At 72.3% G+C, this 14,249-nt stretch carries 14 protein-coding genes; 3 read left to right on the top strand and 11 right to left on the bottom strand.

Annotation, left to right across the window (positions count from 1 at the left end):
• The 8 genes from ACZ7L7_RS19875 to ACZ7L7_RS19840 form a co-directional block, all read right to left on the bottom strand.
• A complete protein-coding gene (locus tag ACZ7L7_RS19875) occupies positions 1 to 240 on the bottom strand; it encodes a hypothetical protein (RefSeq protein ID WP_285513586.1) in 240 nt (79 codons plus the stop codon).
• On the bottom strand, positions 237 to 1,739 hold the full coding sequence (gene gatA, locus ACZ7L7_RS19870; RefSeq protein ID WP_471427562.1) for an Asp-tRNA(Asn)/Glu-tRNA(Gln) amidotransferase subunit GatA: 1,503 nt from the start codon (positions 1,737 to 1,739) through the stop codon (positions 237 to 239). Before gatA ends, ACZ7L7_RS19875 begins: the two co-directional genes overlap by 4 nt.
• 5 nt (positions 1,740 to 1,744) lie before the next feature.
• Complete coding sequence (gene gatC / locus ACZ7L7_RS19865) at positions 1,745 to 2,041, bottom strand: Asp-tRNA(Asn)/Glu-tRNA(Gln) amidotransferase subunit GatC (protein ID WP_030231941.1); 297 nt, start codon at positions 2,039 to 2,041, stop codon at positions 1,745 to 1,747.
• Positions 2,042 to 2,398: 357 nt separating this feature from the next.
• Positions 2,399 to 4,648, bottom strand: a complete 2,250-nt coding sequence (locus tag ACZ7L7_RS19860) for a putative bifunctional diguanylate cyclase/phosphodiesterase (protein WP_285513584.1) — start codon at positions 4,646 to 4,648, stop codon at positions 2,399 to 2,401.
• Positions 4,649 to 4,917: 269 nt separating this feature from the next.
• On the bottom strand, positions 4,918 to 7,110 hold the full coding sequence (ligA, locus tag ACZ7L7_RS19855; RefSeq protein ID WP_285513583.1) for an NAD-dependent DNA ligase LigA: 2,193 nt from the start codon (positions 7,108 to 7,110) through the stop codon (positions 4,918 to 4,920).
• Between the two features lie 15 nt (positions 7,111 to 7,125).
• Positions 7,126 to 8,124, bottom strand: coding sequence for a methionine synthase (locus ACZ7L7_RS19850; protein ID WP_471427564.1), 999 nt, complete (start codon positions 8,122 to 8,124; stop codon positions 7,126 to 7,128).
• Positions 8,121 to 8,810, bottom strand: coding sequence for an SDR family oxidoreductase (locus tag ACZ7L7_RS19845; protein WP_471427566.1), 690 nt, complete (start codon positions 8,808 to 8,810; stop codon positions 8,121 to 8,123). Before ACZ7L7_RS19845 ends, ACZ7L7_RS19850 begins: the two co-directional genes overlap by 4 nt.
• A 27-nt stretch (positions 8,811 to 8,837) precedes the next feature.
• Positions 8,838 to 9,377 (bottom strand): LOG family protein, encoded by a 540-nt coding sequence (locus ACZ7L7_RS19840; RefSeq protein WP_285513580.1) that lies wholly within the window; start codon positions 9,375 to 9,377, stop codon positions 8,838 to 8,840.
• Positions 9,378 to 9,453: 76 nt separating this feature from the next.
• On the opposite strand from ACZ7L7_RS19840, the gene ACZ7L7_RS19835 reads away from it, so the two are divergent.
• Positions 9,454 to 9,777, top strand: a complete 324-nt coding sequence (locus ACZ7L7_RS19835) for a DUF427 domain-containing protein (RefSeq protein ID WP_285513579.1) — start codon at positions 9,454 to 9,456, stop codon at positions 9,775 to 9,777.
• A gap of 36 nt (positions 9,778 to 9,813) precedes the next feature.
• A complete protein-coding gene (locus ACZ7L7_RS19830; protein WP_285513578.1) occupies positions 9,814 to 10,596 on the top strand; it encodes an alpha/beta fold hydrolase in 783 nt (260 codons plus the stop codon).
• A 4-nt stretch (positions 10,597 to 10,600) separates the two neighbouring features.
• Here the strand turns inward: ACZ7L7_RS19830 and mnmA are convergent, their stop codons facing one another.
• On the bottom strand, positions 10,601 to 11,725 hold the full coding sequence (gene mnmA / locus ACZ7L7_RS19825; RefSeq protein ID WP_285513577.1) for a tRNA 2-thiouridine(34) synthase MnmA: 1,125 nt from the start codon (positions 11,723 to 11,725) through the stop codon (positions 10,601 to 10,603).
• Between the two features lie 60 nt (positions 11,726 to 11,785).
• On the opposite strand from mnmA, the gene ACZ7L7_RS19820 reads away from it, so the two are divergent.
• Entirely contained in the window at positions 11,786 to 12,451 is a 666-nt protein-coding gene (locus ACZ7L7_RS19820; RefSeq protein ID WP_285513576.1) for an N-acetylmuramoyl-L-alanine amidase, read from the top strand.
• Between the two features lie 13 nt (positions 12,452 to 12,464).
• On the opposite strand, the gene ACZ7L7_RS19815 is transcribed toward ACZ7L7_RS19820, so the two are convergent.
• Together ACZ7L7_RS19815 and ACZ7L7_RS19810 are read right to left on the bottom strand one after the other, a co-directional pair.
• Entirely contained in the window at positions 12,465 to 12,839 is a 375-nt protein-coding gene (locus ACZ7L7_RS19815) for a DUF1304 domain-containing protein (RefSeq protein WP_471427570.1), read from the bottom strand.
• Positions 12,840 to 13,023: 184 nt separating this feature from the next.
• Positions 13,024 to 14,187 (bottom strand): cysteine desulfurase family protein, encoded by a 1,164-nt coding sequence (locus tag ACZ7L7_RS19810; protein WP_472076686.1) that lies wholly within the window; start codon positions 14,185 to 14,187, stop codon positions 13,024 to 13,026.
• Positions 14,188 to 14,249: the final 62 nt, after the last annotated feature.

The raw sequence follows: 14,249 nt of genomic DNA, 5'->3' as shown, positions 1-14,249 counted from the left end.
TCAGCCCAGCAGGACGTCGTCGTCGCCCAGCCGCTTCAGCTCGCGGTAGAGAATGGCGAGGTTGGTGACGACCGCGGCGCCGGTCACCACGGCGTCGAGCAGCCGCAGCGTGTCGTTGTCGCCACGGGCCTTCTTGATCTGCTTGTAGACACCGAAGGCGCCGAACGCCGAGGTGGCCATCGAGACGTAGAGACCGGAACGGGACTTCTTGAAGCCCTTGGCCTTGGACAGTGCACTCACAGCGACGGAGCCTCCTCCAGGAGCGGGTGGCCCCACCTTTCCACGAAGGCGGCCTCGACCGCGGCGCCCACCTTGTACAGGCGGTCGTCCTGCATCGCCGGAGCGATGATCTGCAGACCGACCGGGAGGTTGTCCTCCGGGGCCAGACCGCAGGGCAGCGACATGGCCGCGTTGCCCGCGAGGTTGGTGGGGATGGTGCACAGGTCCGCGAGGTACATCGCCATCGGGTCGTCGGCGCGCTCGCCGATCGGGAAGGCGGTGGTGGGGGTGGTCGGCGAGACGATCACGTCGACCTGCTCGAAGGCCCTTCCGAAGTCCCGCGTGATGAGGGTGCGGACCTTCTGGGCGGAGCCGTAGTAGGCGTCGTAGTAGCCGCTGGACAGGGCGTACGTGCCGAGCATGATGCGGCGCTTGACCTCGGGGCCGAAGCCGGCCTCGCGGGTCAGGGAGGTGACCTCCTCGGCGGAGTGCGTGCCGTCGTCGCCGGTCCGCAGGCCGTAGCGCAGGCCGTCGAAGCGGGCGAGGTTGGAGGAGCACTCCGAGGGCGCGATCAGGTAGTACGCGGAGAGCGCGAGGTCGAAGGACGGGCAGTCCAGTTCGACGATCTCGGCGCCGAGTTCCTTCAGCAGTGCGACGGACTCGTCGAAGCGCTGGATGACCCCGGCCTGGTAGCCCTCGCCGCGGAACTGCTTGACGACGCCGACGCGCATGCCCTGGACGCTGCCGTTGCGGGCGGCCTCGACGACCGGCGGGACCGGGGCGTCGATGGAGGTGGAGTCCATCGGGTCGTGCCCGGCGATGACCTCGTGCAGCAGGGCGGCGTCGAGGACGGTACGGGCACAGGGACCGCCCTGGTCCAGCGAGCTGGAGAAGGCGACCATGCCGTACCGGGACACCGCCCCGTACGTCGGCTTCACACCGACCGTGCCGGTCACGGCGGCCGGCTGGCGGATGGAACCGCCGGTGTCGGTGCCGATCGCGAGGGGCGCCTGGAAGGAGGCGAGCGCGGCGGAGGAACCGCCACCGGAGCCGCCGGGGATCTTGGTGAGGTCCCAGGGGTTGCCGGTCGGGCCGTACGCGCTGTTCTCGGTGGAGGACCCCATGGCGAACTCGTCCATGTTGGTCTTGCCGAGGATGACGACGTCAGCGGCCTTGAGCTTCTTGGTGAGGGTGGCGTCGTACGGCGGGATCCACCCCTCCAGGATCTTCGAGCCGACGGTCGTGGGGATGCCCTCGGTGGTGAAGATGTCCTTCAGCGCGAGGGGGACGCCCGCGAGCGGACCGAGCTTCTCGCCCCGGGCCCGCTTCTCGTCCACAGCACGCGCCTGCGCGAGGGCGCCCTCGCGGTCGACGTACAGGAAAGCGTGCACCTTCTCGTCGACAGCCTCGATCCGGGCGAGGTGGGCCTCGGTGACCTCGACCGCCGTCAGCTCGCCGGAAGCGATCTTCGCGGCGGTCTCGGCGGCGGTGAGCTTGATGATGTTGACGTTCTCCGTCATGGCGGTTAGTCCTCCCCCAGGATCTGCGGCACCTTGAAACGCTGCTGCTCCTGGGCCGGGGCGCCGGAGAGCGCCTGCTCGGGGGTGAGCGAGGGACGGACCTCGTCCGGGCGCATGACGTTCGTCAGCGGGAGCGGGTGCGAGGTCGGCGGTACGTCTTGGTCGGCGACCTCGCTGACGCGGGCCACCGCGCCGATGATGTCGTCCAGCTGGCCGGCGAAGTGTTCAAGCTCTTCGGGCTTCAGCTCCAGACGCGCCAGCCGGGCGAGGTGGGCGACCTCCTCGCGCGTGATGCCAGGCATGCAGCGATCCTCTGGGGTGAGTGTGTGTGGTTTGGGCCGAGGGCCTGGCGTCGCATTCCCGTCGTCCGCCCGAAGGGCGGGCCGTGCGGCGTCTGGCGCGTGCGATCGCAAGGCGCCGGAGCGTCCTCGTGGCGGAGCCACGTGGACGATTCGGCAACGCGGCGAGCGTGCGTGCCAGGCGTCGCACGGCAGGCGGGAATGTGGCGCCAGGCCCTCCATCCTATGGGGCGGGGGCGTGTGCCCGTGAAACGGTTTCCGCAGGGGTGGGCAAACCGAACGCCCACCCACCGACGTACATACGCGCGGGCGGGCCGTACCAGCCCTTGCCTTCCCCCAGCCAGACCAGCCGGTGCCGTCCTACCCGACCCGCCCCGGATCGTCCGAAGCCGCCGCGGGCAGCGCCGCCGCCGGGCGCTGCCACCCCCGCGAACCCCGGGCCCGGAGCCACGCCGTGGTCTCCTCCGGCGGCATCGCGGCGGCGACCAGCCAGCCCTGGACCGCGTCGCAGCCGAGGTCGCGCAGGCGTTCCCAGGTCTCGTCGTCCTCCACGCCCTCGGCGACGACCAGGAGGCCGAGGGAATGGGCGAGGTCGACCGTGCAGCGGACGATTTCGGCGTCCTCGTTGTCGACGGCGAGGCGGGCCACGAAGGAGCGGTCGATCTTCAGCTCGCTGACGGGGAGCCGGCGCAGATGGACCAGCGAGGAGTAGCCCGTGCCGAAGTCGTCCAGGGACATCTTCACGCCGTGCCCGGTCAGACCCGCGAGGGTGTCGGCGGCGCGCTGCGGGTCCTCCAGCAGGACGTGCTCGGTGATCTCCAGTTGGAGCGCTCCCGCCGGAACTCCGTGCCGGGCCAGGCGGGCGGCGACGGACCCGGCGAAGCCGGGGGTGTGCACGTCGCGCGGGGAGACGTTGACGGCGACCGGGACGTACAGCCCCTGCGCCCGCCACTTGGCGACCTGGCCGAGCGCGGTCTCCAGCACGTACTCGGTGAGGTAGGGCATGAGTCCGGAGGACTCGGCGATGGCTATGAACTCGTCCGGCGGCACCTTGCCGCGCTCCGGGTGCACCCAGCGCACCAGCGCCTCCAGACCCGCGACCTGCCCGTCGAAGCGGACCTTGGGCTGGTAGTGCAGCTGCACCTCGTGCGCGTCCAGCGCCCGGCGCAGATCGCCGAGGAGTCCGAGCCGGTCCGGGGTGTTGGAGTCCCGCTTGGACTCGTACACCTCCACGCCCGTGCGGTCCCGCTTGGCCTGGTACATCGCCACGTCCGCGCGGCGCAGCAGGCCCTCGGCGTCCAGGGCGTGGTCGGGGAAGACGGCGACTCCGGCGCTGGCCTCCAGCACGAGCGTCAGACCGTCGAGGTCGAGCGGGGAGCTGAGGTCGGCGACCAGACTGCGGGCGACACGGGTCGCCGAGGTCGTGGAGTCGGCGACCGGCAGTAACACGGCGAACTCGTCACCCCCCAGCCGGGCCGCCTCGGCCCCCCGGGGCAGGGCCAGCCGGAGCCGGTCGGCGATCTGGAGCAGCAGCCGGTCACCGGCGAGATGACCGAGGGTGTCGTTGACGGACCGAAAGCGGTCGAGGTCGATCAGCATCAGGGCGGACCGGGCGCCGATCCGCTCGGCGTCGTCGAGCGCGGTCCAGATCCGCTCCAGCAGCCACTGCCGGTTGGGCAGTCCGGTCAGCGGATCGCGCAGTTGCTCCTCGGCGCGGGCCCGGGCTATCCACAGCGTGGAGTCGAGGGCGATCAGCGGGATGGAGAACAGCGGGAGCAGCACCGGCTTGGCCATGGCGACGACGCAGACCAGCGGGGCGATCCCGAGCAGGGCCACCGCGACCAGGCCCTGTCTGACCAGGGCAGTGCGGGCGACGGTCGGCAGGCCCCTGGTGCGCGGGGAGTGCAGGTACCACAGCAGGGTGCGGCTGACCAGCAGGTAGGCGGCGGCCACCAGCACCACGCCGGGGGCGGTGTAGAAGGTCCAGGTGTCCGGGTCCCAGGGTTCCTCGACGGAGGGCACCCGGCCGAACGCGGCGAGCACCAGCGCGCCGACGGCGATGCCGAGGATGTCCACCGAACCGTGCAGGATGCCCTGCCGCCAGCGGTGGCGCCGGGCTATGCCGACCAGGACGACGACGGTGAGGCTGACCATTCCGGCCGGCACCCAGCCGTAGAGCAGCAGGACGGCGAGGGTGAGGGCGGCGCCGGAGCCGGTGCCGCCCCACCAGCGGGCCCGTCCGAGGGCGACCAGGTGGCCGACGATGATGCCGGTGAGCAGCGCCAGCGACCAGCCGACGGTGCCGGACGGGAAGAGGGCGTGGTCGCCGGAGAAGGCGCGGTAGAACCCGGCGCCGAGCACGAAGCCGGCCGCCGCGACCACCGCCGCGGGCAGCGCGGGCCAGGACAGGTGCCGTTCGGCCTCGCTCCCGGGCAGGCCGACCGGCTCGACGGTGAGCTGCCGGGCGCCGCGGCCGTCCGCACCGGGTGCCTGCCCGGCCGTGCCCGGGCGTGCGGCGGCCCGTCCGGACCAGCGGCTCGCCCGCCAGGCGCCGGTGACCCGGCGCAGGCGCAGCCGTGAGTCCGGGGCGGCGCTCTCGGTCGGTTCCATTCCCGTCCCTCTCACAGCCGGCGGTGCCCACGCCACGCGGTCCGCTGCCCGACGTCCTTGAGCGGCACCGCGTTGGAAAAACCGTCCCCCGGCCCATCAAGAGCAAGGGAATGCCCCAACCGCAGCTGGGCACGGCAGGCGCACATCTCAACAGTAGGCCGCAGAAGGCTTCCACGGGCACCGGTCGTCGACGGTTGCCCGAATGAGCCTCGGCCGCCCGTATGCATCTGGTATGCGCCGATCGGGTGGCCTTCAACCGCTGACGTCGCCTACTCCTCCGTCGGCAGCGCGGCTTCCGCCGCCGCCTCGGGCCCCTGTTCCAGCAGGACGGCGAAGCCGTCCTCGTTCAGAACCGGCACCTTCAGCTGCATCGCCTTGTCGTACTTCGAACCGGGATTGTCACCCACAACGACGAAAGAGGTCTTCTTGGAGACCGAACCGGTCACCTTCGCGCCCCGGCTCTGCAGCGCCTCCTTGGCGCCGTCCCGGGTGTAGCGCTCCAGCGTGCCGGTCACCACCACGGTGAGCCCCTCCAGCGGGCGCGGACCCTCGTCCTCGCCGGAGCCCTCCTCCTCCATACGGACACCGGCCGCCCGCCACTTGCGCAGGATCTCCTGGTGCCACTCCTCGGCGAACCACTCCTTCAGGGAGGCCGCGATGATCGCGCCGACCCCGTCGGTGGCCGCCAGCTCCTCCTCACTGGCCTGCTGGATCCGCTCGATCGAGCGGAATTCGCGGGCCAGCGCCTCGGCGGCGACCGGTCCCACATGGCGGATCGACAGCCCCGTGAGCACCCGGGCGAGCGGGCGGTCCTTGGCGGCCTTGATGTTCTCCAGCATCGCGAGGGCGTTCTTCTTCGGCTCGCCCTGCTGGTTGGCGAAGACCGTGGCGATCTTCTCCTCGCCGGTCTTCGGGTCCCGCTTGGGCAGACCGCTGTCCTGGTCCAGGACGTACGCCTTGATGGGCAGCAGCTGTTCGATGGTGAGGTCGAACAGGTCGCCCTCGTCGACGAGCGGCGGCTCCGCGGGCTCCAGCGGCCGGGTGAGGGCCGCCGCGGCGACGTAGCCGAAGTGCTCGATGTCCAGGCACTTGCGGCCCGCGAGGTAGAACAGGCGCTCGCGCAGCTGCGCCGGGCAGCTCCGCGCGTTCGGGCAACGCAGGTCGACGTCACCCTCCTTCATGGGCCGCAGGGGCGTGCCGCACTCGGGGCACTCGCTGGGCATCACGAACTCGCGCTCGCTGCCGTCGCGCAGGTCCACCACCGGGCCGAGGATCTCCGGGATGACGTCACCGGCCTTGCGCAGCACCACGGTGTCACCGATGAGCACGCCCTTGGCCTTGACCACGTCCTGGTTGTGCAGGGTGGCGAACTCGACCTCGGAACCGGCCACCGTCACCGGCTCGACCTGGGCGTACGGCGTGACCCTGCCCGTACGGCCCACACCCACACGGATGTTGACGAGCTTGGTGTTGACCTCCTCCGGCGCGTACTTGTATGCGATCGCCCAGCGCGGGGCGCGGGAGGTGGAGCCGAGGCGGCCCTGGAGCGGGATCTCGTCGAGCTTGACGACGACGCCGTCGATCTCGTGCTCCACGGAGTGCCGGTTCTCGCCGTAGTACGCGATGAACGCGCGCACCCCGTCGAGGTCGTCGACCACCTTGTTGTGCCGGGAGGTGGGCAGGCCCCAGGACTTCAGCAGGTCGTAGGCCTGGGAGAGGCGGCCGAGGCCCTCGAAGCCCTCCAGGGCGCCGATGCCGTGGACGACCATGTGCAGCGGGCGGGTGGCGGTGACCCGCGGGTCCTTCTGGCGCAGCGAACCGGCGGCGGCGTTGCGCGGGTTGGCGAACGGCTTGTCGCCGGCGGCGACCAGGCGGGCGTTGAGCGCCTCGAACTCCTCCATCGGGAAGTAGACCTCGCCGCGGATCTCCACGAGGTCCGGGATGCCGTCCCCGGACAGCCGGTCCGGGATCTCGGCGATGGTGCGCACGTTCGGGGTGATGTCCTCGCCGGTGCGCCCGTCGCCGCGGGTGGCGGCACGGGTGAGGCGGCCCCGCTCGTAGGTGAGGTTCACGGCGAGGCCGTCGACCTTCAGCTCGCACAGGAAGTGGTAGTCGGAGGTGCCGACGTCCTTGTGGACGCGCTCGGCCCAGGCGGCGAGCTCCAGGTCGTCGAAGGCGTTGTCCAGGGAGAGCATCCGCTGGCGGTGCTGGACGGCGGTGAACTCCGTCTCGTAGGCGCCCGCGACCTTCTGGGTCGGGGAGTCCGGGGTGCGCAGCTCCGGGTACTCCTCCTCCAGCGCCTCAAGGGAACGCAGCAGCCGGTCGAACTCCGCGTCGCTGACGACGGGGGCGTCCTTCACGTAGTACCGGAAGCGGTGCTCCTCGATCTGCTCAGCGAGCTTGGCGTGCTTTTCCCGCGCCTCGGCGGGCACCGTCGTCTCCGCTTGCTTGTCGCCGGCCACCGTGTTGTCCTCCCGTTACTCTGGGTTGTCCGCGAGGGATCTCGCCGCCCGGACGCAGTGGGCGAGCGCCCTGCGGGCGTACTCGGGGGACGCGCCCGCGAGTCCGCACGCCGGGGTGAGCGTGACGGCGTCCGCGAGCAGCCCCGGTCGCAGCCCCAGCCTGCGCCACAGCGTCCTGACACCCATGACGCTACCGGCAGGGTCTGACAATGGGCCGTCCGTGCCCGGGACGACACCGGCGAACAGCCGGGTACCCCCTTCCACCGCCTCGCCGATGGCATCGTCGTCACGCTCGGTGAGGAGCGAGAAGTCGAACGAGATCGCGGCGGCGCCCGCCCGGCGCAGGAGGTTGAAGGGGACGTCCGGTGCGCACGAGTGGACCACGACGGGCCCGCCGTCGTGAACCCCGACGACGTCGCGGAGCGCGGACTCGACGACCTGCCGGTCCACGGCCCGGTGCGTGCGGTAGCCGCTGGCGGTCTTCACCTGCCCGCGCAGGACGGCGGTCAGGGAGGGCTCGTCGAGCTGGAGGACGATCTCGGCGCCGGGCACCCGCCGCCGCACCTCGACGAGGTGCTGGCGCAGGCCCTCGGTGAGGGAGGCGGTCAGGTCACGGCAGGCGCCGGGGTCGGAGAGGGCGGCCTCGCCGTTCTTCAGTTCGAGCGCGGCGGCGAGCGTCCAGGGGCCGACGGCCTGCACCTTGAGCTGCCCCTCGTACCCCTGCGTGAACTCCTCCAGGGCGTCGAGGTCCTCGCCGAGCCAGGAGCGGGCGCGCTTGGTGTCCCGGCCGGGCCGGTCGCCGATGCGCCAGCCGCTGGGCTCCACGCGCGCGTACAGCTCGACGAGCATTCCGGCGGTGCGGCCGATCATGTCGGCGCCGGGGCCGCGCGCGGGGAGCTCGGCGAGGAAGGGGAAGTCCTCGAAGGAGCCCGTGGCCGTCTTCGCGGCCTCCCGGGCGTCCCCGCCGGGCAGGGAGCCGACGCCGGTGGCGGGCGCGAAGTCGAACGTCGTCACCGGCCCGGCCTCACCGTCAGGTCGTTGACCTCGGCGTCCCGGGGCAGGTCGAGCGCCATCAGGATGGTGGTCGCCACGGACTCCGGGTCGATCCACTGCGTGGCGTCGTACTCCTTGCCCTCCTGCTGGTGGACCTTGGCCTGCATCGGGCTCGCGGTGCGGCCGGGGTAGACCGAGGTCACGCGGACGCCGTTGGCGTGCTCCTCGTGGCGCAGGGAGTCCGCGAGGGCCTTCAGGCCGTGCTTGGAGGCCGCGTACGCCGACCAGTCCGCGTGCGCGTTGAGCCCCGCGCCGGAGTTGACGAAGATCACGTGCCCGCGGGCCGCCCTGAGCTGCGGCAGGAAGTGCCGGGTCAGTTCGGCGGGGGCGATCAGGTTGACGTTGAGCTGGTGGCGCCAGGACTTCGGGGTCAGGTCGCCGACCCGGCCCAGGTCCACCACGCCCGCGATGTGCAGCAGCGAGTCCACCCGGTCCGGGAGCGACTGGTGGGAGAAGGCCCAGGACAGTTTGTCCGGGTCGTCCAGGTCACCCACGAGCGTCTGCGCGCCGGGGAATTCAGCCGCGAGTTCCTTGGCCCGGGCCGCGTTGCGCGCGTGGAGGACGAGGTCGTCCCCGCGCGCGTGCAGGCGGCGCGCCACGGCCGCGCCGATTCCGGAACCGGCCCCGGTGATCACATGAGTAGCCATGACCGACATCGTCGCATCACGGCGGGGTCACCCCACGCCCTGGCTCTCCTCCAGGTACGCCAGCGCCCCCACCGGCTCCTCGGCGAAGAACACCAGCTCGGCCAGCGGACGGGGCAGGAAACCCTCGTCCTCCATGCGGCGGAACTGCTCCTTGAGGCCGTCGTAGAAGCCCGCCGTGTTCAGCAGGACGACCGGCTTGTCGGTGTGGCCGTGCTTCTTCAGCTCCAGGATCTCGGTCGCCTCGTCGAGGGTGCCGGTGCCGCCGACCATGACGACGACGGCGTCGGCCTTCTCCAGCAGCAGCCGCTTGCGCTCGGCGAGGTCCTTGGCGATGACCATCTCGTCGACACCGGGCCGGGTCTTCGCGGCCAGGAACTCCACGGAGACCCCGACGAGCCGTCCGCCCGCCTCCTCCACGCCGTCGGCCACGACCTTCATCAGCCCGACGTCGGAGCCGCCCCACACGAGCGTGTGCCCGCCCTTGCCCAGCAGCGTCGCGAACTCCCGCGCGGGGCGGGTGTAGCGCTCGTCGAGGTCGGCGGCGGAGAGGAAGACACAGATGCGCATGGGGCAACGGTACGCGGCCCGCGAAGAGCCGCCTGACACGGGAAGAAACAGGCGCCCCGGCGACGCTCCACCCTTCATGGCCATAGGACACACGATCACGATCGAGCAGGGCACACGGCGCGTGCGCGTCGTCCACGGCGGCCGGGTCCTGGCGGAGAGCGAACGCCCGCTGATCCTCAAGGAGACCGGCTGTCCCGTCCGCTACTACCTCCCGCGTGAGGACGTCCGGTTCGACGCTCTCATCCCCTCCGACACCCAGACGTACTGCCCCTTCAAGGGCACGGCCTCCTACTGGTCGCTGCCCGACACGCCCGATCTGGTGTGGGCGTACCTCGACCCCAAGCCGGACGTCGCCGAGATCAAGGGCCACCTGTGCTTCTACGACGTGGAAGTGTTGTGACCGATTAGTCCGGGGCCCGATGGCAGTCTGTCCGACATGGGACAGAAGACCATTTCGCGTGACGGGACCTCCCTCGCCCATCAGAGCACCGGTGACGGCCCGGTGGTCGTCCTCGTCAGCGGGGCCATGTCGACGGGGGCGACCCTGGTCCCGCTGGCCGAGGCGCTGGCGGGGCACGGGTTCTCGGTGGTCACCTACGACCGGCGGGGGCGCGGCGAGAGCGGGGACACCGCGCCGTACGAGGTGGCCCGCGAGGTCGAGGACCTCGCGGCCCTGATCGGCGCGGTGGGTGACGATGCGGCGCTGTGCGGGGTCTCCTCGGGCGGCGCGCTGGCCCTTCGGGCGGCGGCGAGCGGGCTGCCGGTGCGTCAGGTCGCCGTGTACGAGACGCCGTTCGCCATGGACGAGGCCGGCAAGGAGCAGTGGGCCGTCTACACCGAGCGGCTCACCGAGGCGCTCTCCCAGGGCCGCCGCGGGGACGCCGTGGAGCTGTTCCTGCGGCTCACCGGGCTCGCCGAGGACATGATCCGGGGCGCCCGCCAGGCCCCGATGTGGGCCGGCATGGAAGCCATCGCCCCGAGCCTCGCGTACGACGCCGCGGTGCTCGGCGACGACGGGGTGCCGCGCGAGCGGCTGGCCCGGATCGGCGTGCCGCTGCTGGCGGTCGCGGGCGGCGCGAGCCCCGCGTGGATGCGGGACGCCGCCCGCGAGGTCGCCGGGGCGGCCCCGCACGGCACGTACCGCGTCCTGGAGGGCCAGACCCACATGGTGGAGCCGGGTGTCCTGGCGCCGGTGCTGGCGGAGTTCTTCGCCGGGTGACGGCTCAGGCCACGCCCGCGTGCGCGCGCGTGGTCGACGCGATGGTCGCCGAGCCCACGACGCGCGTGCCGTCGTACAGCACGATCGCCTGGCCGGGGGCCACGCCGCGGACCGGCTCGGCGAAGTCGACGCGGAGTTCGCCGTCGACGACCTCCGCCGTCACCTGGGTCTCGTCGCCGTGGGCGCGCAGCTGGGCGGTGTAGGTGCCGGGGCCGGTGGGGGCCGTGCCGCACCAGCGGGGCTTGATCGCGGTCAGCGCGGTCACGTCCAGGGCGGCGGCCGGGCCGACGGTGACCGTGTTGTCGACCGGGGAGATGTCCAGGACGTAGCGCGGCTTGCCGTCGGGGGCCGGGGTGCCGATGCGCAGGCCCTTGCGCTGGCCGATGGTGAAGCCGTACGCGCCCTCGTGGGTGCCCAGCTTGGTGCCGGACTCGTCGACGATGTCGCCCTCGGCCCTGCCGAGCCGCTTGGCCAAAAAGCCCTGGGTGTCGCCGTCGGCGATGAAGCAGATGTCGTGCGAGTCGGGCTTCTTGGCGACCGCCAGGCCCCGGCGCTCGGCCTCCGCGCGGATCTCGTCCTTGGTGGTGACGGTGTCGCCGAGCGGGAACAGCGCGTGGGCGAGCTGCCGCTCGTCGAGGACGCCGAGGACGTAGGACTGGTCCTTGGCCATGTCGGAGGCGCGGTGCAGCTCGCGGGAGCCGTCCTCGCGGACGATCACCTTGGCGTAGTGGCCGGTGCAGACCGCGTCGAAGCCCAGGGCGAGCGCCTTGTCCAGCAGCGCGGCGAACTTGATCTTCTCGTTGCAGCGCAGGCAGGGGTTGGGGGTGCGCCCGGCCTCGTACTCGGCGATGAAGTCCTCGACCACGTCCTCGCGGAACCGGTCGGCGAGGTCCCAGACGTAGAAGGGGATGCCGATGACGTCCGCGGCGCGGCGGGCGTCCCGGGAGTCCTCGATGGTGCAACAGCCCCGCGCGCCCGTGCGGAAGGACTGCGGGTTCGCGGAGAGCGCGAGGTGGACTCCGGTCACGTCGTGGCCGGCTTCCGCGGCGCGGGCGGCGGCGACGGCGGAGTCCACGCCTCCGGACATGGCGGCGAGAACACGGAGAGGGCGCTGCGGGGTGTCAGTCATAACCCTTCCAGAGTACGGGTTGGCGGGAACCGGGGCCGCCGGATATCCGTTGGTGATCGCATGGGGGCGAGGAAGGCATCCAGGGACACGGACCGGCGCATCGGCCGGCGCGCGCTGCTGATCGGCGGCGCGGCGGCCGCGCTGGGCACCGCCGTGCTCGCGCGCGACGAGCTGGGGCGGCTGTGGTGGCGGCTGCCCGGCGTGGAGAAGCCGCGCAAGGAGGGCGAGGTCGACTTCGTGGGCGCGCGCTGGGTGGCGGCCTCGGAGGCGAACTGGCGGCGCGCGGACCGGCCGGACGACTACGGCGTGGACATGGTGGTCGTCCATGTCACCCAGGGCAGTCACGCCAGCGCGGTGAAGGCGTTCCAGGACCCGGACCACCGGGCGGCGGCCCACTACATCGTCCGCAAGGACGGCCGCGTCACGCAGATGATCCGCGAGCTGGACGTGGCGTACCACGCGGGCAACCGCGACTACAACGAGCGCAGCGTCGGCATCGAGCACGAGGGTTTCGTGGACCGCCCCGAGGACTTCACGGACGAGATGTACGAGGCCTCGGCCCGCCTCACGGCCCGGATATGCGCCCGCTACGACATCCCCGTCGACCGCGAGCACATCATCGGCCACGTGGAGGTGCCGGGCACGGACCACACGGACCCGGGCGAACACTGGGACTGGAAGCGGTACATGAAGCTGGTGCGCGAGGCGCGCGCGGCGCTGGCCTGAGCGGCGTACCCGCTCAGAACAGGTCCGCGGCCAGGGCGATCGCGGGCGGCAGCCCCTGGCCGAGCGCGCCCCGCCACAGCCGCGGGAAGGAGAGCGCGAAGACCGCGGCGGACGCGATGAGGAAGGCGCACAGGTAGACGATCAGCGTGCGGCCCACGGTGGTGTCGCCGGTGTGCAGAGCGACGAATCCCGCGATCAGACCGGCGCCGAGGAGGAGGTTGTAGACGGCCACCCCGGACCGCCACAGGGTGACCTCGGGGGCGTCGGCGGTCGAGGTGGTGAGGAACTCGCGGACCGCGGGGCGGCCGTAGAAGAAGCGTTCCAGGACGCCGACGACGAGGTGGGTCACGGCGGCGACGAGGACGAAGATCTGCGCTACGACGTTCACGACGCGGGGTGTCCGGCTTGCCGCCGTATGCGGCAAGGGCGTGCGCGGCGTGGCACGCGCCCGCCCCGCCACCGGGAGGCGAGAGCCGGCCGCCCGGACAGCGAAACCCCTCCACCGGAAGGCGAAACCCGGCCGCCGGAAGGAGAATCCCGGCCGCTGGGAAGGCGCAAGACGCCCCCGCGTCCTACGACAGCCCCGCCGCCCGCGCCCGTTCCACCGCCGGGCCGATGGCCTTGGCCAGGGCCTCGATGTCGGCCTCCGTGGAGGTGTGGCCGAGGGAGAAGCGGAGGGTGCCACGGGCCAGGTCCGGGTCGGTGCCGGTGGCGAGCAGGACGTGGCTGGGCTGGGCGACCCCGGCGGTGCAGGCGGAGCCGGTGGAGCACTCGATGCCCTGCGCGTCCAGCAGGAGCAGCAGGGAGTCGCCCTCGCAGCCGGGGAACATGAAGTGGGCGTTGGCCGGGAGCCGGTCCACCGGGTCGCCGCCGAGGATCGCGTCGGGGACGGCCGCGCGGACCGCCTCGATCAGGTCGTCGCGCAGGGCGCCGATCTCCCGGGCGAACCACGCGCGCTGCTCGGCCGCGAGCCGTCCGGCCACGGCGAAGGAGGCGGTGGCGGGCACGTCGAGGGTGCCGGAGCGGACCTGACGCTCCTGGCCGCCGCCGTGCAGGACGGGGACGGGGGTGTGGTCGCGGCCGAGGATCAGCGCGCCGATCCCGTAGGGGCCGCCGATCTTGTGGCCGGACACGGTCATCGCGGCGAGTCCGGAGGCGGCGAAGTCGACGTCGAGCTGCCCGAAGGCCTGGACCGCGTCGGCGTGCAGCGGGATGCCGAACTCGGCGGCGGTCTCGGCGAGTTCGCGGACCGGCATGACGGTGCCGATCTCGTTGTTCGCCCACATGACGGTGGCGAGAGCCACGTCGTCGGGGTTGCGGGCGATGGCCTCGCGCAGCGCCTCGGGGTGGACCCTGCCGTACGCGTCGACCGGGAGGTATTCGACGGTGGCGCCCTCGTGCTCGCCCAGCCAGTGGACGGCGTCGAGGACGGCGTGGTGCTCGACGGGCGAGGCCAGCACGCGGGTGCGGGCCGGGTCGGCGTCCCGGCGTGACCAGTACAGGCCCTTGACGGCGAGGTTGTCGGCCTCGGTACCGCCGGAGGTGAGCACCACCTCGCTGGGCCGGGCGCCGAGGGCATCGGCGAGGGTCTCGCGGGATTCCTCGACCGTACGGCGGGCGCGGCGCCCGGACGCGTGCAGGGAGGAGGCGTTGCCGGTGACGCTCAGGTGCGCGGCGAGCGCCTCGACCGCCTCGGGGAGCATCGGGGTGGTCGCGGCGTGGTCGAGGTAAGCCATGGTGAGCTGATTCTACGGGCCTGTCCGGTTGGCGCGGGGACGGGCTCCGGCCGTTCCGGAAG

The sequence above is a fragment of the Streptomyces sp. NPDC110618 genome (assembly GCF_055657065.1).
This window is presented reverse-complemented; position numbering and strand designations above follow the sequence as displayed.